General features: G+C 67.9%; 16 protein-coding genes. 9 read left to right on the top strand and 7 right to left on the bottom strand.

What is annotated here, in order from left to right; genetic code table 11:
- Positions 1–4 precede the first annotated feature (4 nt).
- Positions 5–2035 carry an MFS transporter gene (locus ACS5PK_RS19045; protein ID WP_439441847.1) on the bottom strand — a complete coding sequence of 677 codons (2031 nt, stop codon included), beginning with the start codon at positions 2033–2035 and terminating at the stop codon, positions 5–7.
- Between the two features lie 10 nt (positions 2036–2045).
- A complete protein-coding gene (locus ACS5PK_RS19050) occupies positions 2046–2876 on the bottom strand; it encodes a hypothetical protein (protein ID WP_439441848.1) in 831 nt (276 codons plus the stop codon).
- Between the two features lie 392 nt (positions 2877–3268).
- Here ACS5PK_RS19050 and ACS5PK_RS19055 point away from each other — a divergent pair, with 392 nt between their 5' ends.
- Entirely contained in the window at positions 3269–5020 is a 1752-nt protein-coding gene (locus ACS5PK_RS19055; protein ID WP_439441849.1) for a S8 family peptidase, read from the top strand.
- A gap of 1 nt (position 5021) precedes the next feature.
- On the opposite strand, the gene ACS5PK_RS19060 is transcribed toward ACS5PK_RS19055, so the two are convergent.
- The 3 genes from ACS5PK_RS19060 to ACS5PK_RS19070 are packed head-to-tail and all read right to left on the bottom strand — an operon-like array spanning position 5022 to position 7089.
- Positions 5022–5723 (bottom strand): hypothetical protein, encoded by a 702-nt coding sequence (locus ACS5PK_RS19060; RefSeq protein WP_439441850.1) that lies wholly within the window; start codon positions 5721–5723, stop codon positions 5022–5024.
- Entirely contained in the window at positions 5717–6592 is an 876-nt protein-coding gene (locus ACS5PK_RS19065) for a biotin--[acetyl-CoA-carboxylase] ligase (protein WP_439441851.1), read from the bottom strand. Before ACS5PK_RS19065 ends, ACS5PK_RS19060 begins: the two co-directional genes overlap by 7 nt.
- Before the next feature lie 14 nt (positions 6593–6606).
- Positions 6607–7089, bottom strand: coding sequence for an SET domain-containing protein (locus tag ACS5PK_RS19070; RefSeq protein ID WP_439441870.1), 483 nt, complete (start codon positions 7087–7089; stop codon positions 6607–6609).
- 165 nt (positions 7090–7254) lie between these two features.
- Here ACS5PK_RS19070 and ACS5PK_RS19075 point away from each other — a divergent pair, with 165 nt between their 5' ends.
- Genes ACS5PK_RS19075 through ACS5PK_RS19090 form a run of 4 tightly spaced genes read left to right on the top strand, consistent with a single transcriptional unit; the run spans position 7255 to position 13783 of the window.
- Entirely contained in the window at positions 7255–9954 is a 2700-nt protein-coding gene (locus tag ACS5PK_RS19075) for a DNA topoisomerase III (RefSeq protein WP_439441852.1), read from the top strand.
- A 45-nt stretch (positions 9955–9999) separates the two neighbouring features.
- Positions 10000–11865 carry an ATP-binding protein gene (locus ACS5PK_RS19080; RefSeq protein ID WP_439441853.1) on the top strand — a complete coding sequence of 622 codons (1866 nt, stop codon included), beginning with the start codon at positions 10000–10002 and terminating at the stop codon, positions 11863–11865.
- 31 nt (positions 11866–11896) lie between these two features.
- The gene (locus ACS5PK_RS19085; protein WP_439441854.1) at positions 11897–12886 is read left to right on the top strand and encodes an AEC family transporter; all 990 of its coding nucleotides are present in this window, start codon (positions 11897–11899) and stop codon (positions 12884–12886) included.
- Between the two features lie 48 nt (positions 12887–12934).
- A complete protein-coding gene (locus ACS5PK_RS19090; protein ID WP_439441855.1) occupies positions 12935–13783 on the top strand; it encodes a GNAT family N-acetyltransferase in 849 nt (282 codons plus the stop codon).
- Here the strand turns inward: ACS5PK_RS19090 and ACS5PK_RS19095 are convergent, their stop codons facing one another.
- Positions 13784–14698 carry an AraC family transcriptional regulator gene (locus tag ACS5PK_RS19095; protein WP_439441856.1) on the bottom strand — a complete coding sequence of 305 codons (915 nt, stop codon included), beginning with the start codon at positions 14696–14698 and terminating at the stop codon, positions 13784–13786.
- 207 nt (positions 14699–14905) lie between these two features.
- Between ACS5PK_RS19095 and ACS5PK_RS19100 the strand changes: the two genes are divergently transcribed.
- Both ACS5PK_RS19100 and ACS5PK_RS19105 read left to right on the top strand, forming a co-directional pair.
- Positions 14906–16159 (top strand): glutamate-5-semialdehyde dehydrogenase, encoded by a 1254-nt coding sequence (locus tag ACS5PK_RS19100; protein WP_439441871.1) that lies wholly within the window; start codon positions 14906–14908, stop codon positions 16157–16159.
- Between the two features lie 91 nt (positions 16160–16250).
- Positions 16251–16967 carry a hypothetical protein gene (locus ACS5PK_RS19105; protein ID WP_439441857.1) on the top strand — a complete coding sequence of 239 codons (717 nt, stop codon included), beginning with the start codon at positions 16251–16253 and terminating at the stop codon, positions 16965–16967.
- A gap of 13 nt (positions 16968–16980) precedes the next feature.
- Here ACS5PK_RS19105 and ACS5PK_RS19110 read toward each other — a convergent pair whose 3' ends face one another.
- Positions 16981–18534, bottom strand: coding sequence for a mucoidy inhibitor MuiA family protein (locus tag ACS5PK_RS19110; RefSeq protein ID WP_439441858.1), 1554 nt, complete (start codon positions 18532–18534; stop codon positions 16981–16983).
- Positions 18535–18646: 112 nt separating this feature from the next.
- Here ACS5PK_RS19110 and queC point away from each other — a divergent pair, with 112 nt between their 5' ends.
- Both queC and ACS5PK_RS19120 read left to right on the top strand, forming a co-directional pair.
- Entirely contained in the window at positions 18647–19381 is a 735-nt protein-coding gene (gene queC / locus ACS5PK_RS19115; protein WP_439441859.1) for a 7-cyano-7-deazaguanine synthase QueC, read from the top strand.
- Positions 19382–19389: 8 nt separating this feature from the next.
- The gene (locus ACS5PK_RS19120) at positions 19390–19935 is read left to right on the top strand and encodes a LemA family protein (protein WP_439441860.1); all 546 of its coding nucleotides are present in this window, start codon (positions 19390–19392) and stop codon (positions 19933–19935) included.
- The last annotated feature ends 12 nt before the right edge of the window (positions 19936–19947 follow it).

The following is a 19947-nucleotide window of genomic DNA, read 5'->3' on the forward strand; positions in this document are numbered from 1 at the left end:
GGGGTCAAAGCGGCTTGGGTTGGGTGGTGGCTCTTTCGCCGGATTCGAGCCATTGCAGGCCGAGCATGAAAACGAGGGCGCAGGTCATGACAATGGCGCCTATACCAACGAATGCCCCGGAGAAACCGAATCGCGCAATCAACAGGCCGGCGAGAATGGGGCCGAGGACGTTGCCCAGGCGCTCGATCAGCCGAAAAATACCGGTCGTCGTCCCGGCGCCCATTTCCTGGACAAGCTCCTTGCAGCATTCGTTGATCAGCGACAACTGCGGCGAGACGCCAATGGCATGGGCGACGCCCAAGAGGGTGGTACTGATCAGCACGCCAGTGAGGGACTCGAATGAGGTCAGGCTCAGCATGGCCGTTGCTGATAGAAATCCCCCTAGGCCGACAAACCAACGCAGTTTCCCGAATCGATCAGCCAGATTGGCGATGAAGGGTGACAGGAAGATGATTGCCAGCCCGTAGGCCATGAGAACTCGCCCTGTGGTCGACTGACTGTTTCCGAGCAGCTTGAGATAAAGCGGCACGGTGTAATAGAGAAAGCCTGACAGCGCAATCTTTGATGGAACGGCTGCAAAGAACGTCACCAGCACGAACTTCGGATTTGAAAGTAGGCGCTTGAATTCCTTCATACCCGGGGGGCGGCGCGGCGAAGCCGCGGCGTCGCTACCATGGATGAAACTCAGAACCACAAAGGCGGCCGCAGCACTGAGGAGGCCTGACAACAAAATGGTGGAGGAATAGCCGATACGGTCTGCCAGGATGCCGCCAATGGCCGATCCTGACAGTGAGCCAGCGAAGAAGGTGCAAATGAAAGTCGCCATCGCCTTGGTCTTCTGGGCTGGTGGCGTGTTCACGCTGATATAGCTTTGCGTGGTGATGAATGCCAGGCCATAGCCCAGGGCGGTCAGGCTGCGCCATACCAGCAATTGCGTCAGGCTGCTGGCGGTGGCGGTCATCAGCAGGCCGATGGTGGTGATGCCCGCCCCCACGAGGAAGGCCTTTCGGCTGCCTACCTTGTCGCTCCAGGTGCCCACCCAGGGCATGGACAAGGCCCAGGTGAACATGAAAATCGAGATGGGCAAGCCCACCACCACTTCGCGTGAGAGCCCGCCGATGGCGGTGTAGAACTGGCCTGCGAAAACCGGAAAGAAGGACAGGGAAAGTGAATCTGAAAATATCAGAAGGAAAAACGGCCAGCGAATATGGTCAACGGCCGCGCATTCAATGACATTCTGCTTGCTGGCTGCGCTGAACTTGTTTTTCTCAACGAGGTTTCTGAAATCTGGATGGTTCGCAAGGGTGGCGGAGTCCCATCGACGCTGCAGCGCCAGGACGCGGCGGTTGAGTGCATCCACTGCGAGATTGAAGGCGCGACCAAGTTGAGCGATGCCCCCGAGCCTTTCATGCGGGAGACGGTATGAGAAATCTCGCTCCTTGACCTTTCGCAGCAGGATCTGCGTGGCATTCATCGGCGTTGCAAAGACAAAGGTCAGGGTGAATCGAAGTAGTTCCACCGCAATCAGGCCGGATACCACGAGCACTGCCAGCAGGTCATACAAAATGGCGCGCATGCGCTCGGTCACGAAGGAGGCCGGGCGTCCTATGTGTAGCGATGCCCAGTTTTCACCTGAAAGCTGGATGCGCATGCAGGTGTGGAAATAGGCGCCCTGCAAAGTGGTGCTATCTGACGCGCAGGTGGTGGGCAAGGCCCCGTCGGCGGCATTGGCAGAGTTCTTGAACAGGACTTGGCCACCCGCATCGGCGACATACATATAGGCCAGTCCAGCATGTTCGCGCATGGCCTCGTCAATGAATTCATTGGCGCCAACCATGTCTGGCAGGGCGATGCCGTACTGGTGTGCACGCTCGAAAACAGAAAATACGGACTCACCGATAATCTTGGTGGTGCGCTCCATCTCCGGGATGATGTTGTCTTCGAAGCGCTGGAGAGTGAGCCAGGTCAGAAGCATGGCCGCAACGACCAGCAGGGCAGAGATGAAAATGGTCAGCCTGATTCGCAGTGCATCCATGGTGCTGGACTCAACGGGTCTTTGAATCAGGTAACAGGCTCAGCTGCTGCTCAAGGGCTGCGATCTGTTGGGAAACCTCTTGCGTTGTCGCCACGAAATCGGCAACGGCGCCATGGGTATGTTCGTCCAGCAAATGATCATCCAGCGGCACGGCGGTCGTGCCATTGCATGCGTCCTGAATATAGCTGGCCACTTTGTTGATGTTTCCCATCATCCGGCGCGCCAGCAGATACACACCTGCGAGCGTGATGCCGCCAAATACGACGAGATTCAGGAGGGCATCTTGGCTGAGTTGCTGGCCCATTCGGTGCGTCTGCTGCTCCTCCGCAGTACGTCTGTAGGAAATCACCACCGCGCCTGCCTTGACGCCGAAATCGTTGGCGTAAGACAGGCCAATCTGGTCATTGGTGCCATCCTGCACTTGCCAAATCTGGTCTGCGCCGGCTTCGGCATACTTCTTTGACCAGATTTCTCTAGATTCTGTGCTGACGTTTCCTTTGGCCAGCTCCCTGCTGCTGTTTCCGATGACGGCGATGTAGTCGATGTCGGGATGCTTGTGCAGCATTTCACCAATGATGGTGTTCAGCTGGGCATTTTCCTGTGGCTGCAGTCCGGCGGCCAGGCCCAGTGTGATGGCCTGCCGGAGATCCCTGGCAAGCACCATGATGCTGTTCTGGTTGAGTTCGTGAATGGTTTTTCTATAGTTTGCGTAATTCAGGAACGCAATCAGACCCAATACAAAGGCAACGATGAGAATCAACAGTATGCCAATACGGAGCCATATGGCCTCCGGCCGCGCGGCACCTTGCGCGGTTGTATTGACTGCTGTAGGGGACTGCATGGTGGGCGATGCCTGGACGAAAACGAAACGGCCAATGTCGAATTGACAGATTGAATATGGCTGAAGTTGCAATGTTGGCGGTGCGGCCGGAGTCTATGGCAAAAGATTTGCGTTGCATCAAGGTGCCGAGGAGCGAAAAGGGAAAGTCAGGATGTAATGAATTACTATGTAAGAAGTGACAGGTGTAATTTGTTACTAGATGGCTGGAAAAGTATTGACGCCGCCTGTTGGTTATGGCTGCTGGTGACTGTGCGTGATCGAGCCTGTCGGCGCACTCAGCCTGCGCCGGCCTGTCGCCTGCGTGTTTTGCCTAGCCTGTCTTTGCGTCTGACGGGGCCCGGATATCCCTACACTGCCGGGCCATGGACCGTCCCCGATCTGGAGCTTTTCGCATGTCTCTTCCGACATCCCTGCGTCCGCTGGCCCTGGGCCTGCTGATGGCCGCCCTGGCGGCCCCCCTGGGCCTGCAGGCCCAGTCCGCGACCGCCCCGAGCGCTGCCCCCTCCCCGGGGGCGGAGCCCATTGGCCGGGTGGTCGTGCGTTTCAAGGCCAGTGCCCAGAGCGTGCGTGCCCACGCGCTCAGCGCCAGAGTGGATGTGGCCACCGCGCGGCAGATTGCCCGCGTCCGCGCCGAGGGGCTGGGCCATCGCACGGGTCTGGCCCTGCGCGCCCACCACAGCCTGGATGAGCGCACCCAGGTCATGCTGGCCAGGGGGCTGAGTTCCGAGGCCCTGGCGGCCCGTCTCGCTCGTGACGGCGAGATCGAGTTTGTGGCCGTGGACCAGCGTCGGCGTGCCGTCACCGTGCCCAACGACCCCCTCTATCCGCAGGTCAACCAGGCACAGGGCAACAATGGCCATGGTCAGTGGTATCTGATGCCGCCCAGCAAGGACCTGGTCTCCAGCATCAATGCTGAAGGTGCCTGGGACCTCAACACGGGCAGCAGCAGCGTGGTCGTCGCCGTGCTGGACACCGGCGTTCGCTACGACCATCCTGACCTGGCGGGCAAGCTGCTGCCTGGCTACGACATGATCGGCGCGGTCACCAATGACATCGACGCCCTGGCCATCGCCAACGACGGCGACCGGGCTGACAGCGATGCCAGCGACCCCGGCGACTGGGTCAGCAACGCGGACATCGAGGCGGGCAGCATCAGCGGCTGTACCTATGACGATGTCGCCAACAGCTCCTGGCACGGCACGCGCGTGTCAGGCCTGATCGGCGCGGCTGGCAACAACGGCGTCGGCATTGCCGGTGTCAGCTGGTCCAGCAAGATCCTGCCGGTGCGGGTGCTGGGCAAGTGCGGCGGGTATGACTCCGACATCTGGGCAGGCATGCGCTGGGCGGCGGGCATCGCCGTCCCTGGCCTGCCCTTGAATCCCACGCCTGCGCGGGTGCTCAATATGAGCCTGGGCGGCGGCGGCAGCTGCAGTGACGGCAGCAGCACCGCCACGATGTACGCCGAAACTGTGGCCGCGGTGCGCGCCAAGGGTGCGGTCATCGTCGCTGCGGCGGGCAATACGTCCGGCCTGGCGGTCGGCCTGCCGGCCAACTGCAGCGGCGTCATCGCGGTGGCGGGCCTGCGCCACGTTGGCACCAAGGTGGGCTTCTCCAGCGTGGGGCCCGAGGTCGCGCTGGCCGCTCCGGGGGGCAACTGCGTCAATGCCAGCGGCGCCTGTCTCTATCCCATGCTCAGCACCACCAACTCGGGCAAGCAGGGGCCGGTCGCGAATGACAACGCCTACACCAACAGCGACGCGTCGGTGGGCACCAGCTTCTCTGCGCCCCTGGTCTCTGGTGTCGCAGCACTGCTGCTGTCTGCACGGCCTGATCTGACGCCTGACCAAGTCCGCCAGGCCCTGGTGAGCACCGTGCGTCCCTTCCCGACCACGGGCGCCAGTTCAGCCGGCGACGTCAACCCGCCGGCCTGCGCGGCCCCCAGCGGCTCAGAACAACTGGAGTGCTACTGCACCACCAGCACCTGCGGCGCCGGCATGCTGGACGCACGCGCCGCCCTGGCCAGCGTGGCCCCGCCGCCTGCCACTTCCGGCGGCGGCGGTGGCGGCGGGGCCATGAGCCCGGCCTGGCTGCTGGCCCTGCTGGCCAGCGTGCCACTGCTGCGCCGCTCACGGCGCCAGCCCTGACTCAGCGGCCTGACGGGGTGGCGCTGGCCGCTTCGTTGGCGCTGGCGGCGCTGGCCGCTGCGCCTGCGCTGCAGCTGCGGCCCTCGCCCAGCTCCCTGATGCCGCGCAGCCGGCCCTGGGTGACCCCGTCGGCCTGCGCAAAGCGCAGCACGTGCAGGGTGCTGGCGGCTTGCAGCTGCATCACCCGCAGGCCCTTGAGCGCACGCTGGCTCATGGCTTCCAGGGCGGCCTCGGCGGCCTTTTCGCTGCCATGGCGGGACAGCACCATGGTGGGGACCTCTTCGGGCGGGCCGGCCAGGTACTCGAAGTTGATGCGCATGCGCTTGTAGGTCTCTTCCTTGCGCTGCTGGAAGTCCTTGTTGGGGAAGCGGATGGTGGCCACAGCCCAGACGCCGGCCTGCTCGGCCCGCAGGTCCTGCCACTGCGAGGCGGCGATGCCGGCCTTCTCCAGCTGGCCCTGCACGCTGCGCAGGGCCTCGTCGCCCACCAGGGGCCCGAATTCCAGGCAGCTGCGGGCCTGTATTGATTTCGCGGCCTGGGCATTCAGCAGCTGCATCTGCTCGGGATTCACCTGCTGCTGCAGCCGGGCCGGGTCGCTGTCGCCGCGGGCCCGCAGGCCGGTGAGGCCGTCCAGCCAGCCCTGGGTGAAGACGAAGACCAGCAGGTTCAGCAGCAGCGTTGTGACGAAGAGGATTCTCAGCATGCGGGCGGCTCGCTGGCTTGAAGACGCACGGACACCTCGCCCGCGCTGATGGTCTGGCGCTGCCCCTGCACGTCCATCAGCAGCTCGCCCTGGACGCTGACGCCTGCTCCCACGCCCTCGGTGCCTCCGGCCGTGAGGGGGCGGCCCCGCAGCAGGTCACGAGCTTCGTAGCGATGCTGCCAGGCACCGAAGCCGCCCTGCGCGAAGCCGGTGACGGCCAGGATCAGCGGGCGTGCGACGCGGCGCAGCACCTCGGGCGCGGTCAGTCCGGGGCCGAGTTCGTCAAGACTGGCGTAGCCGCTCATGAACTGGCTTTCGTTGCCGGTCTTTTGCGGCCGGATGTTGAGCCCCACGCCGATCACCGCGATGCGCTGCTCGCCCGCGGTGACGGTCTCGATGAGGATGCCGCCCAGTTTGCGGCCGTCCAGCCAGAGGTCGTTGGGCCACTTGAGCTGCAGGCGGGGCGGGCTGGCCGGCTGGGGCTCCAGGGCCTCAGCCATGGCGCAGCCTACGGCCAGGGACAGGCCGGACCAGTCCGAGAGTGCCAGCGGCAGGGCCAGGGAGAAGGTCAGCGAGGCGCCGGCCTCGGCATGCCAGAGCCTGCCCATGCGGCCGCGGCCGGCCGTCTGGTGCTCGGCCACCAGCAGGCAGGGCTGCATGTCGTGGGCTCGGCGACCGAAGCCGCCGCGCTCGCCCGCCCGCTCGTTGCTGCGCTCGCCGGCGGAGCGGTGCTCAGAACGCACGCGCTCCAGCAGCACGCTGTTGGTGGAGTCGGTCCGGGCCAGGACCTCGATGGACAGGCCGGGCAGCAGCGGTTCCAGGTCTTGCCAGAGCGACTCGGCGCCCCAGTTCTGATGATTGGCAGCCATGTGGGGCAGGAGTGTCAGCGTTTGGGCGTGAGCATGGTGCCACGGCATTGCGGCGCGCCGCAATGACAGGCGTATTCCTTCTTCAACTTGGGGGTGTAGCGCTCGTCCACCGTGAGCCCATAGTCGTAGAACAGTTCCTCGCCAGGCATCAGGTCCCGCAGGGCCTTGATGAAGACGCGGCCGTTGACCTCGTCGGCCTCGCAGTTGGGATCGCAGCTGTGGTTGATCCAGCGGGCGCTGTTGCCGCCGTGCAGGGCGTCGATCACGGAGCCGTCGTCCAGGCCGAAGTAGAAGGTGTGGTTGGGCTGGCTGGGGTCGTGGGGGTGGCGGTCCATGGCCTCCTCCCAGTCGATGCGCTCGCCGGTGTACTCGACGATGACCTCGCCGGCCGGTATCTCGGTCAGTGCATAGACCCCGCGGCCATGCACACCTGAGCGCCGCACCTGGATGCGCCGCCCGCTGCCCTTGACGACCTTGGCCGCCTTTCTCACTGCCATGGAGGATGGCGCATCGGCGGACTTCTTGCGGGCGGCTTGCGGCATGGCTCGAGTTGGTTACATTGAAATCATGGGTGCGTGCGCGTGTGCGTGCGCGCGAGGCCGCATTGTAGGCAGAGCTTTCACTGCCGGCGGCCAGCCCCACCAGGAACGTCAGAAGAGACCATGAGCAAAGCCCTGATCATTGCCGAGAAGCCGTCCGTCGCGCAGGACATCGTGCGCGCCCTCACGCCCCAGTCCGGCAAGTTCGACAAGCACGACGAGTACTTCGAGAACGACCAGTACGTGGTCAGCTCCGCCGTCGGTCACCTGGTGGAGATCAAGGCGCCGGAGGAATACGACGTCAAGCGCGGCAAGTGGAGCTTCGCCCACCTGCCGGTGATCCCGCCGCACTTCGACCTCAACCCCATCGACAAGAGCAAGGGCAGGCTCAATGCCCTGGTCAAGCTCATCCGCCGCAAGGACGTCGAGACCCTCATCAATGCCTGTGACGCGGGCCGCGAAGGGGAGCTGATCTTCCGCCTGATCGTGCAGTACGCAGGCACGGCCAAGGCCGCCATCAACAAGCCGGTGCGCCGCCTGTGGCTGCAGTCCATGACGCCGCAGGCCATCCGCGAGGGCTTCGAGCGGCTGCGCAGCGACGCGCAGATGCTGCCTCTGGCCGACGCCGCCCGCTGCCGCTCCGAGGCCGACTGGCTGGTGGGCATCAACGGCACGCGGGCCATGACGGCCTTCAACTCGCGCGACGGAGGCTTCTTCCTGACCACGGTGGGCCGGGTGCAGACACCCACGCTGTCCATCGTCGTCGAGCGCGAGGAGAAGATCCGCAAGCACGTGGCCCGTGACTACTGGGAGATCCGCGGCAGCTTCGACGCCGAGGCCGGCCAGTACGAGGGCAAATGGTTCGACCCCGCCTGGAAGAAGAACCCGGACGATGCCGAGCTCCGGGCCGACCGCGTCTGGACCCAGGCCGAGGCCGAGGCCATCGCCGCCGCGGTGAAGGGCCAGCCCGCCACCGTCACCGAGGAGAGCAAGCCCAGCTCGCAGAGCAGCCCCGGCCTCTATGACCTCACCACGCTGCAGCGCGAAGCCAACTCGCGCTTCGGCTTCTCGGCCAAGACCACGCTGGGCCTCGCGCAGGCCCTCTATGAAAAGCACAAGGTCCTGACCTACCCGCGTACCGACTCCCGCTACCTCCCCGAGGACTACCTGGCCGTCGCCAAGCAGACCGCCGAGATGATCGCCAGCGAGGACCTGCCCGGTCCGTTGCAGGCCCTGGCCGGCCATGCCCGCGTGGCGCTCAACAAGGGCTACATCAAGCCCACCAAGAAGGTCTTCGACAACGCCAAGGTTTCGGACCACTTCGCCATCATCCCCACGCTGCAGGCGCCCCGCAGCCTCACCGAGGCCGAGGCCAAGCTCTACGAGCTGGTGGTCAAGCGCTTCCTCGCGGTGTTCTTCCCGGCGGCCGAGTTCCAGGTCACGACCCGCATCTCGACCGTGAAGGCCGGCGGCAAGGACTACAAGTTCCAGACCAACGGCAAGGTGCTGGTCAACCCGGGCTGGCTGGCCGTCTACGGCAAGGAAGCGCAGAACGAGGATGAGGGCAGCGGCGCCAGCCTGGTGCCGGTGAAGCCCGGCGAGGTGGTGCGCACCGAGCATGTGGACGTCAAGGGCCTGGCCACCAAGCCCCCGGCCCGCTACACCGAAGCCACGCTGCTTTCCGCCATGGAAGGCGCTGGCAAGCTGGTGGACGACGACGAGCTCCGCGAGGCCATGGCCGAGAAGGGCCTGGGCACGCCTGCCACGCGAGCCGCCACCATCGAAGGCCTGATCACCGAGAAGTACATGCTGCGCGAGGGCCGTGAGCTCATCCCCACCGCCAAGGCCTTCCAGTTGATGACGCTGCTGCGCGGCCTGGGCGTGGAGGACCTCACCAAGCCCGAGCTGACCGGCAACTGGGAACACCAGTTGGCCGAGATGGAGAAGGGCCGCCTGAATCGCGAGGAGTTCATGGCCCGCATCGCCGAGATGACCGAGCGCGTGGTGCAGAAGGCCAAGGAATACGACCGCGACACCATCCCCGGCGACTACGCCACCCTCAAGACCCCCTGCCCCAAGTGCGGCGGCGTGGTGAAGGAGAACTACCGCCGCTTCACCTGCTGCGGCAAGTCCGGCGAGGGCACTGGCCCCTCGCCCGCGAGTACGCGTGCGGTCCCCCGTGGGGACGCCACCGTCCTCGGGAGCGGCCCGGCGGACGGCGAGGGCTGCGGCTTCTCCATCGGCAAGATCCCGGGCGGTCGCAGCTTCGAGCTGCATGAGGTCGAGCAGTTCCTTCATGACAAGAAGATCGGCCCGCTGGAAGGCTTCCGCTCCAAGGCGGGCTGGCCCTTCACCGCCGAGCTGGCCCTGGTCTATGACGAGGAGCTCCAGAACTGGAAGCTGGAGTTCGACTTCGGCGAGGACGCCAAGAAGGCCGACGAGGCCGCCGAGGCCGTGGACTTCAGCCAGTCCGAACCCCTGGGCGCCTGCCCCAAGTGCGGCGGCACTGTCTACGAGCACGGCAGCAACTACGTCTGCGAGAAGAGCACCGGCCCGGCGTCCTCCTGCGACTTCAAGAGCGGCAAGATCATCCTGCAGCAGCCCATCGAGCTGAATCAGATGCGCAAGCTGCTGGAGACCGGCAAGACGGACCTGCTGGAGAACTTCGTCTCCAACAAGACTCGCCGCAAGTTCAAGGCCTTCCTCAGCTACGACGCCAAGGCGGGCAAGGTGATGTTCGAGTTTGAGCCGCGGGCGGCCAAGCCGGCGGCGAAGACCGCGGCACGCAAGACGGTGTCCAAGTCGACGGCCGGCAAGGCCTGAGTGGACGGCGGGGGTGTCCCCATGCAAGGAGTCGCAAGGAGTCGCATGAGGGCACCGCTGAGGGACTGGAGCATCCAGACGCGCCTGATGGCGGGCCTGGGTGCGGTCGCCACCCTGCTGGTGCTGGCCGTGGGCGCCTACTGGACCAGCCGCGAGGAGCGCCAGCTCACCGAGGCCCTGCTGCAGCGCCAGGAGCGCCTGGCCCAGATCGCCGCGCGCGGTTTCGCCGGCCCCATCTGGAACCTGGACATCGCGGCCATTTCCAACCTGCTGGACGCCGTCATGGCCGATCCCGAGGTGCAGGCCATCGAGCTGGAGGCGTTGGGGGTGGATGTGCAGCCCTTGCGCCGCCAGCGTGACCACGCCGCCGCCGCTGCGGTTGCGCCTCTGGTCAAGGAATTCGACGTGGTCTACCAGGCCGTGTCGCAGCAGCGGCCGGTGAAGGTGGGCCAGGCGCGGCTCCACTTCACCGGCGAGCGCGTGGCCGCAGCGGTGACAGAGATGCGGCGCTTCGTGGTGATGCTGCTCGCAGCCGTGCTCGTGGCTGTGCTGGCCTCTTGCTACTGGCTGGTCAACCGCCTGGTCAAGCAGCCGGTCTCGCGGCTCGGCGCGCTGGCGCAGCGGGTTTCGCACGGCGAGCTGGGCGTCATGCTGGAGGTCGAGCGCCAGGACGAACTCGGCGAGCTGACCGAACAGTTCAACCGGATGAGCCAGCAGCTGCGCCAGTCCTCCGACGGCCTGCGTGCCAGCGAGGCCCGCTATCGCAGCCTCTTCGAGAACGCCACCGAGGGCATCTTCCAGACCGACGGCCGCGGCCGCCTGCTGGGGCTCAACAAGGCCATGGCCCAGATGCTGGGCTATGAGCGGCCCGCCCTGGCTCTGGCAAGCTCGCGCAATCTCCGTCGCCTGGTGCGCCTGGAGCCGGGCGAGCTGCGCCGCGTGGTGCGTGCGCTGATGCGCCACCGCCTGCTGCAGCAGGTGCCCATGCTGGTGGGCACCCACGACGGACGGCAGCTGTGGATCGAGCTCAGCGCCCATATCGTGCCCGGCAGCCAGGGGCAGGAGGCCCGCATCGAGGGCATGATCAGCGACATCACCCAGCGCCGCCTGGCCGAGCAGGAGCTGACCCGCCACCGCGACCACCTCGAGGAGCTGATCGAGGCCCGCACCATGGAGCTGTCCCAGGCCAAGATCCGCGCCGAGGCGGCCAATCAGTCCAAGAGCCGCTTCCTGGCCACCATGAGCCACGAGTTCCGCACCCCGCTCAATGCCATCCTGGGCTTTGCGCAGCTGCTGCAGATGGACGAGGGCCTGGACGACGCCCAGCGCAACAAGATCAACCTGGTGCGCGACTCCGGCGAGCACCTGCTGGCCCTGATCACCGACCTGCTGGACATGGCCAGCATCGAGGCCGGCAAGGTGCGCCTGCAGCCCGCCACCGTGGACCTGCGCGCCCTGCTGGAGGTGGCCTGCGACGCCATCCGCCTGCGCGTGGCCGAGAAGCGCCTGGCCTTCCTGGTCCGCATCGACGAGAACCTGCCGCTGCGCGTGCGCGTCGACGGCCAGCGCCTGCGTCAGGTCCTGCTCAACCTGCTGTCCAATGCCGTCAAGTTCACCGACCACGGCCGGCTGAGCCTGGTGGCCGAGCTGGTCGGGCAGTCGCCCGCGACCGCGACGGTGCGCATCGAGGTCAGCGACACCGGCATTGGCATGAACGAGGCTCAGGTGAGCCGCCTGTTCCAGCCCTTCGAGCAGGTGGCCGAGGACGCCCGCCGCACCGGCGGCACCGGCCTGGGCCTGTCCATCAGCCAGCAACTGGTGCGCCTGATGGGCAGCCGCATCGAGGTGCACAGCGAGCCGGGCGCGGGCAGCCGCTTCTGGTTCGACCTGGAACTGCCCCTGCAGTCCTGAAGCCCATGCGGCAGGGACGATACTGCCGGCCATGAACGAGACCGTCCTGGCCAAGCTGCTGGCCATCATGGTGGCGGTGGGCATCGGCTGGCTGGTGGGCCGCATGCGCTGGCTGGGCGGGCTTGACGCCGGCGGCACGGGCGGTGATCCGGCCCGGGTGCTGTCCAACGCGGCCTTCTACATCTTCGTGCCGGCCCTGATGTTCCGCACCACGGCCCGCATCGACTTCCACCACCTGCCCTGGGCCACGCTGCTGGGCTTCTTCCTGCCCGTGGTGCTGGGCATGCTGGCCTGCTATGCCTGGCTGCGCTGGCGCGGCCAGGGCGCGGTGGCCAGCCCCAGCGTGCGGGCCATCACCGCCAGCTTCGGCAATACCCTGCAGGTGGGCGTGCCGCTGGCGGCGGCGGTGTTCGGCGAGCAGGGCCTGGCCATCCACATCACCGTGGTGAGCCTGCATGCGCTGACCCTGCTGAGCGTGCTGACTCTGCTGGTGGAACTGGACCTCGCCCGCGTCGCGCATGCCCACAACCCGCAAGGCCTGCGCGCCACCATGCGGGCCACGGCCCGCAACACCATCATCCACCCGGTGGTGCTGCCGGTGCTGGCTGGCCTGCTCTGGAACGCCACGGGCTGGCGCCTGCCCCAGGCCCTGGACGAGGTGCTGCAGATGCTGGGCACGGCCGTGGTGCCGCTGTGCCTGACGCTGATCGGCATGTCCCTGGCCTACTACGGCTGGCCGGCGCGCTGGCGCTCGGTGCTGGGCCTGCTGGCCTGGAAGCTGCTGGTGCTGCCGGGCCTGGTGCTGGCCCTGGGCCTGTGGGTGCTGGAACTGCCCGCGCTGCCGCTGGCGGTGATCGTGATGATGGCGGCGCTGCCACCGGGCTCCAATGCCTTGATCTTTGCCCAGCGTTACCGCTGCGAGGAAGCCGAAACCACGGCTGCCGTGGTGCTGGGCACCTTGCTCTTCGCCTGCAGCGCGCCGCTGTGGCTGACGGGACTGGTGCACCTGCGGCTGCTCTGATGTACTGCGGGCTTCGCCTTGCCCTGTGCGGGTGTCAGGTCTTGCCCCATGTCCACGCCTCTTGAAATCCATCCCGCCACGCAGTTGCCGTCCGTGGCGCTGCACCAGGCCTTCGGCGCTGCCTTTGCCGACTACCTGATCGGTCCCTTCGTGCTGCCCTACGAGGCCTGGCCCGGCTTCCTGTCGCGCCAGGGCGTGGACCTGGGCCTGAGTCGCGTCGCCCTGGATGGCGAGGGCCGCGTCCTGGCCTTTGCCTTCACAGCACCTCGGCTGCTGCAGGCCAGTTGGCGTCTTGGCACCATGGGCGCGCTGCCGGCTGCGCGGGGCAGCGGCGCGGCGCCGGCCCTGCTGCAGGACTTCCTCGCGCGTGCGCGCCAGGCCGGCTGCCGGCGCGTGGAGCTGGAGGTCTTTGCCCAGAACGAGCGGGCATGCCGGCTTTATGAGCGCCACGGCTTCGCAGTGCAGGACGCACTGCAGGGCTACACCGGCAGGGTGCCTGCCGGCCCGGCGCTGCCCCAGCGCAAGCTGGCCTGGGAAGAGGCCTTGCACTGGCTGGACGAGGCCGAGGCGCACGGCCTGGCACTGCCGCTGCAGCAGACGCGCCTGGGTCTGGCCAGCGCCCAGGGGCAGCGGGCCTGGGCTTGGGGATCGGCACTGCTGACGGGGGCGCCCAAGGCGGACGATGCTGGCGTCTTCCAGATCGGGGCTCTGGTGGACCGTTCGCCCCGCCAGGTCGACGCACAGGCCCTGCTGCAGAGTCTGGCCGCGCAGCATCCGCAGTGGCAGGATTGGCGCATGCCCCAGCTGCTGCGGCCTTCGGTGGGCGGCCAGGCCCTGGAGCGCCTGGGCCTGCAGCGCATGCCCCTGCACCAACTCTGGATGCGACGGGCGCTGTGATCAGGCGGGCTGCAGGGGCAGGTGGATCTCCACCAGCGCCTCGTGGGCCGGCACCTCGGGGAAGAAGCGCAGGCGCTTCAGAAAGGACGGCGCATCGCGCAGCTCCAAGCCGCTCTGGGGCAGCCAGACGCCGTAGAGCCAGCGTATGGCCTGGTCCAGGCTGGCATCCGGCCCCTCGTGGCGCAGCACCGCATGCAGTCCGCCCTCGATGCGGTCGGCGACCAGGCCCTGCGGGTTCGGCGGCACCGGCTGCGCCCAGGCCACGGCCAGGCCGAAGCGGCAGTCGGCGGGCAGCACCGAGTCCGGGTCGTCGTAGAGCAGGTTGTAGGTGGCGGCCTTGGCCGGCGGCAGCTGGCGCTCCTTGCGCCAGGCGATGAAGCGCTGCAGGCTGGGGGCCAGGTCTTGCATGGGCCCCCGGTGAACCAGCAGGGCCACGGGGATGTCAGGGGTCTGTGCCAGGCGCACCTGGTCGAGCTGGAAGGGATCGTGATGCATGGGCCATTGCTCCGCTTGATGAAGAAGCCGCTCGCAGGCCGCCCAGGCCGCGGAGCGCGGGTCGCGCCGCCACTGGCTGGGGGTCTTGTCGAACAGACGACGAAAGGCGCGGGTGAAGGCCTCCGGGCTCTCGTAGCCGCTGGCCAGGGCCACCTCCAGCACCGGCATGGCAGGCCGGTGCGCCAGCCACTGGCCCGCGCGGCGCATGCGTGAAAGCTGCACATAGCGGGCCAGGGGCAGGCCGCACAGGGCGGCGAACTGGCGGTGGAAGTGAAAGGGCGAGCTGTGGGCCAGGGCGGCCAGGCCGCCGAGGTCCAGGGCTGCCTCAGGCTGGCTGTCCACATGGCGCAGCACCTGCTGCATGCGGGCCTGCCAGCGGCGCAGGGATTCGGTGGAGGAGGGCTTCTCGGGCGCGTTCATCGTGGGGCGAAGCCTAGGGACAAGGGCGAAAACCCGCCGTGCCGCTCTTGCGGACCTGGGCAGACCGCGGCGTCGAAAGAAGGGCTTGTCCAGCGGCGAAAGCCGTTCGCGGGGCATGCCGGGGGCGCTTGTCGGAGAATCGGGCGCATGAGTACCGCAGTTTCGCTCGCTTCCCTGCCCGATCCCGCCCAGGACCTTCCCGCCTACATGGACGCCCTGGGCGCCGCCGCGCGCGCCGCCAGCCGTCAGATGGCCGCCGCCCCCACGGCTGCCAAGAACGCCGCCCTGCTGGCCCTGGCGCGCCGCCTGCGCGAGGCAGGCCCGGCCCTGGCAGCAGCCAATGCCCGCGACCTGCAGGCCGCCGAGGCCGCCGGCCTGGCCGGACCGATGCTGGACCGCCTGCGCCTCACGCCCGCCGTGATCGCCACTGTGGCCGAGGGCTGCGAGCAGATCGCCGCCATGCCCGACCCCATCGGCGAGATCACCGGCGTCAAGCGCCGCCCCAGTGGCATCAGCGTGGGTCAGATGCGCGTGCCCCTGGGCGTCTTCGGCATGATCTACGAGAGCCGGCCCAATGTGACCATCGAGGCGGCTTCCCTGGCCATCAAGAGCGGCAATGCCTGTCTGCTGCGCGGCGGCTCTGAGGCTTTCCACTCCAACCAGGCCCTGGCCGCGCTGGTGGCCCAGAGCCTGGATGAAGCTGGGCTGCCGGGCAGCGCCGTGCAGCTCGTCGGCACCACCGACCGCGCCGCCGTGGGCCGCCTGATCGCCATGCCGGACTTCGTGGATGTGATCATCCCGCGCGGCGGCAAGGGCCTGATCGAGCGCATCGCTGCCGAGGCCCGCGTGCCCGTCATCAAGCACCTCGACGGCAACTGCCACTGCTATGTGGACGCCGAGGTGGACCTGGACCTGGCCCTGCGTGTGGTCGACAACGCCAAGACCCAGAAGTACAGCCCCTGCAACGCCACCGAGTCCCTGCTGGTGCATGCGGCGCAGGCGGCGGCCTTCCTGCCCCGCATCGGCGCCGTGTTCGCGGCCAAGGGCGTGGAGATGCGCGGCTGCCCGCGCAGCCTGGCCGCACTGCAGGCCGTGCCGGGCGCCACGCTGGCGGCGGCGTCCGAGGCCGACTGGAGCACCGAGTACCTCGCCCCCGTCATCAGCATCAAGGTGGTGGACAGCCTGGACGAGGCCATGGCCCACATCAACCGCCATGGCTCGCACCACACCGACGCCATCCTCACGACGAACCACCCCAACGCCATGCGCTTCCTGCGCGAGGTCGATTCCGCCAGCGTGATGGTCAATGCCAGCACCCGCTTCGCTGATGGCTTCGAGTACGGCCTGGGCGCCGAGATCGGCATCTCCACCGACAAGTTCCACGCCCGCGGCCCGGTGGGCCTGGAGGGGCTCACCTCGATGAAGTGGATCGTGCTGGGGCAGGGCGAGGTGCGGGGCTGAAGGGCGCTGCTTGAAACAGCCGGCCTGCATGGGTGGGCAGGGTGCGCAGCCAGCGTGTTATGGTCCTCGCCTCTCCATCCCTTGTCCGGCCATGACTGCTCATCGCCCGTTCACCTTCCGTCTCGCGCTGACGCTGGCGGCCGCCCTGGTCCTGCCCCTGTGCGCCCAGTCGGCGCCGTCCGCCTCGATCTATGTCACGCAGGCAGGCTGGGGACATCTGAGCCTGCAGGGCGATCGCTTCGAGCTGCTGGCCACTGGCAGCAACGGCCACAGCTGCGTGCTGGACGGCGCGCGCCAGGGCTCTGTGGGAGACGCAGGCGAAGGCTGCAAGCTGCAGTTCAAGCCCTTGCCGGGCGGGCGGCTGGAGGTGCTGCCGGCCTCGCCGTCCATGGACCAGGCCTGCCGCATGTTCTGCGGCGCCCGGGCCAGCTTCGACGGGGTCTACCACCCCATGCCGCAGGGCTGCGAAGACGAGCAGCGTCATGCCCGCCAGGCCCAGGGGCTGCAGGCCTACAAGGCCGGCCGCCATGCCGAGGCCGCCAGCCGCTGGGCCGAACTGGAGCGCTCCTGCGGGGTGTTCATGCACTGGACGGAGTCCTACGCGCTGAACAATGACCGCGCCGTGGCCGCCTATCACCTGGGCGATTTCGCGGCCTGCGTGGCGCTCTCGCGCCCGGTGGCCGATGACCAGCAGCTGCAGGTCTTCCGCGAGACCGCGCCGACCGACCACGACAACCTGCTGCCGCTCTTGCGCGCCGCCCGCTTCAACCTGCAGCGCTGCAGCGAGAAGGCCGCCGGGAAGCGCTGAGCCGGCGGCCGGCTCAGCGCCAGCCCGTCACCTGCGCATCGGCCGGGGCCGACAGCTTGTAGCGGGCCGTGAAGCGCTGCGTCTGCCTGGGCGCGAGGGTCTGGCGCCAGGCACGGATGCCGCGCTGCTCGCGCCAGTCGCCGGCCTGGGGCTCGGGACTGAGCTGGGCCTCGATGCGGATGTCCGCGTGCTGGCTCACCGGGCTGGCTTCCAGCACCAGCAGGGGCAGGGGCTTGTCGGCGCGGCTCTCCACCTCGTAGACCCGTTCCACCTGGCGCTCCTGGCGCTGGCTGATCAGGCCGGCGTTCGCCCCCTCCAGGCGCTCGGGCAGGCGGCGCACCCGCAGGCGGTCGTCACGGCCGAAGACCCAGTCCACCTTTTGCTCGCCGCTGAAGAAGAGCTGCGATTCGCCGACCAGCAGGCCGTCCCGGTACAGCTGCAGCTTGCCGCGCGGCCAGCTGCCGGCGGGACGGGCCAGCTCGGCGATCAGGAAGGCGGCACTGTCGACCTGGGGCTGGACGCGGCTGTAGACCGTGGTGTCCACCGCCTCCTTGCCCAGCGAGAGCTGCAGCGGGCGCGCGCCGCTCAGCAGGCGTTGGCGGGTCGGGATGGCGTACTCGCTGGCGAACTCGCCAACGAAGACCTCGGGCCGGAAGTCGGTGCGCACGCGCGAGCCGGACACGGCCACGGACTCGGCCTTGGCCATGGGGGCTGGTGCCGCCATGGGCACAGGCCTGGTTTCATAGACGTGGTTGGGCTCCTGCTTGGGGCGGATGTCCAGCAGCCAGGGTGACAGATAGCCCGGGCCGCCCTGCGGCCGGCCCAGCTCGGTGCTCAGGCGCAGGCTCACATTGCTCCAGTCCTCACCCGTCTGCTGCGAGACCTCGGCCCGGCGCTCCAGGTTCAGTTGGCCCGTGGCCGTGTCCAGGCGCGCACGGTAGAGCGGCGTCCAGCCGGCCTGCTCGCTGCGGTAGCGCAGGCGCAGCTCGCCGCCCTGGAGGGTGTCCACGGGCACGCTCAGCACCTGGTACTGGCGCTGGTCGCCCTCCTGCTCGCGGGCCTGGGCCAGTTGGCGGTCCAGGGACTCCATGCGCTCCTTGTGCGCCTGCTGGCGCTGCAACTGGTCCAGGGTCTGGCGGCGCAGGGTCTCCAGGGTCTCCGAGAGCTTGGCGCCGGGCGGCAGCTCCTTGCCGGTCAGCTGCTTGAGGAAATTGAGCGAGACGGCCAGGGCCTCCGACTCCGCCTGCAGTTGCCTCGACTGCTGCTCCAGCTCGCGCACCTTGCTGCCGCGGTCGCATTCAGGCAGCAGCTCGGCGGGTTTGAGCTCCAGGCGGATCTCGCCCACGCCCATGTCCGGGGCGGGCAGCAGCTGGAGGGAGTCGGCGACCAGCTCGGGGCTGAGGCAGCTGAAGCGCGCCTCGCGGGCATTGGGCGCCAGGGTCAGGGCCCGCTCGATGGTGGCGCCCTGGGGGTGCAGGGTGACTTGGCGCAGGGTGTCGGCCGCCTGGGCCTGCAGGGCCAGGCCGGCCAGGGTGAGGAGGGACAGCAGGGGTGTCGCTTGTGGCATGGCTGAGAGGCTTTCGATGGGGCCTTCAGCCTAACACCGCCGGCCCGCTGCCGGCCGCCGTGGAGAGGGCTCCCGGGACGCCGTGACACCTGGCAATGGCACACTGCGGCCCATGAGTCTTCCTCCGCAAGCCAATTCCACCCGCAAGGCCCTGGTGCTGTTCTCCGGCGGCCAGGACTCCACCGCCTGCCTGGCCTGGGCCCTGGAGCGCTACGCACAGGTCGAGACCCTGGGCTTCGACTACGGCCAGCGCCACCGCATCGAGCTGGACTGCCGCCAGACCGTGCGCCGCGAGCTCGCCGCCCAGTTCCCCGCCTGGGGCGCAAAGCTGGGCGAGGACCATGTGCTGGACCTCGCCCTGCTGGGCCAGATCTCCGACACCGCGCTGACTGAATCCCGCGCCATCGAGATGCAGGCCAACGGCCTGCCCAACACCTTCGTGCCGGGGCGCAACCTGCTCTTCCTGAGCTTCGCTGCCACCCTGGCCTACCGCCGTGGCGCCTCGGTGCTGGTGGGCGGCATGTGCGAAACGGACTACTCCGGCTACCCCGACTGCCGCGACAACACCCTCAAGGCCCTGCAGGTGGCCCTGAGCCTGGGCCTGGACCAGCCCATGACCATCGAGACGCCACTGATGTTCATCACCAAGGCCCAGACCTGGGCCCTGACCGAGCAACTGGGCGGCGCGGCCCTGAACGAGCTCGTGATCGAGCACACCCACACCTGCTACCTGGGCGAGCGCCAGCAGCGCCATGTCTGGGGCTACGGCTGCGGCAGCTGCCCGGCCTGCGAGCTGCGGGCCCAGGGTTACGAGGGCTATCGGGTCCAGGGGCGCGCTGGCGCATGATGTCCTGGATGAGCTCCTGGTCCTGGACCCCCTGGCTGCTGGCCGCCATGCTCTTCTTCTGGGGCGTGGGGGGCTACAACCGCATGATGCGTTTGCGCAATGCCATCGGCACGGCCTATGCCCAGCTGGACGGTCTGCTGGTGCAGCGGGCCCAGCTCTGCGCCCGCCTGTTGGAGCAATTGCGCCCCCTGCTGCAGAACGAGCAGGCCACCTTCGACGCGCTGGAGAACGCGCAGGGGGAGGCCCAGACCGCCGCCAATGCGGTGCGCGCCAGGCCCTATGCGGCCGACCCGGTGGCTGCCCTGGCCGTGGCCGCGGCGGTGCATGCGGCGGCGCTGACGCGGCTGATGTCCCTGGTCGAGCACCATGGCGCCCTGGCCGAACATCCGGAGGTCTTCGTCCTGGTGGACGAGCTGAAGATGGTGGAGCGCCAGCGCGCCTTCGCCCGCCAGCTTTTCAACCAGGCGGTGGGCGTCTACAACGAAGCAGTGCAGCAGTTCCCCACGCGGCTGCTGGCCAGCTTCTTCGGCTTTGGCGAGGCGCGCTCGCTGTGATCAGGCGGCGCG

Origin of the sequence: Roseateles sp. DB2, assembly GCF_051857535.1 — a bacterium.
Classification (GTDB): Bacteria; Pseudomonadota; Gammaproteobacteria; order Burkholderiales; family Burkholderiaceae_C; genus Roseateles_B.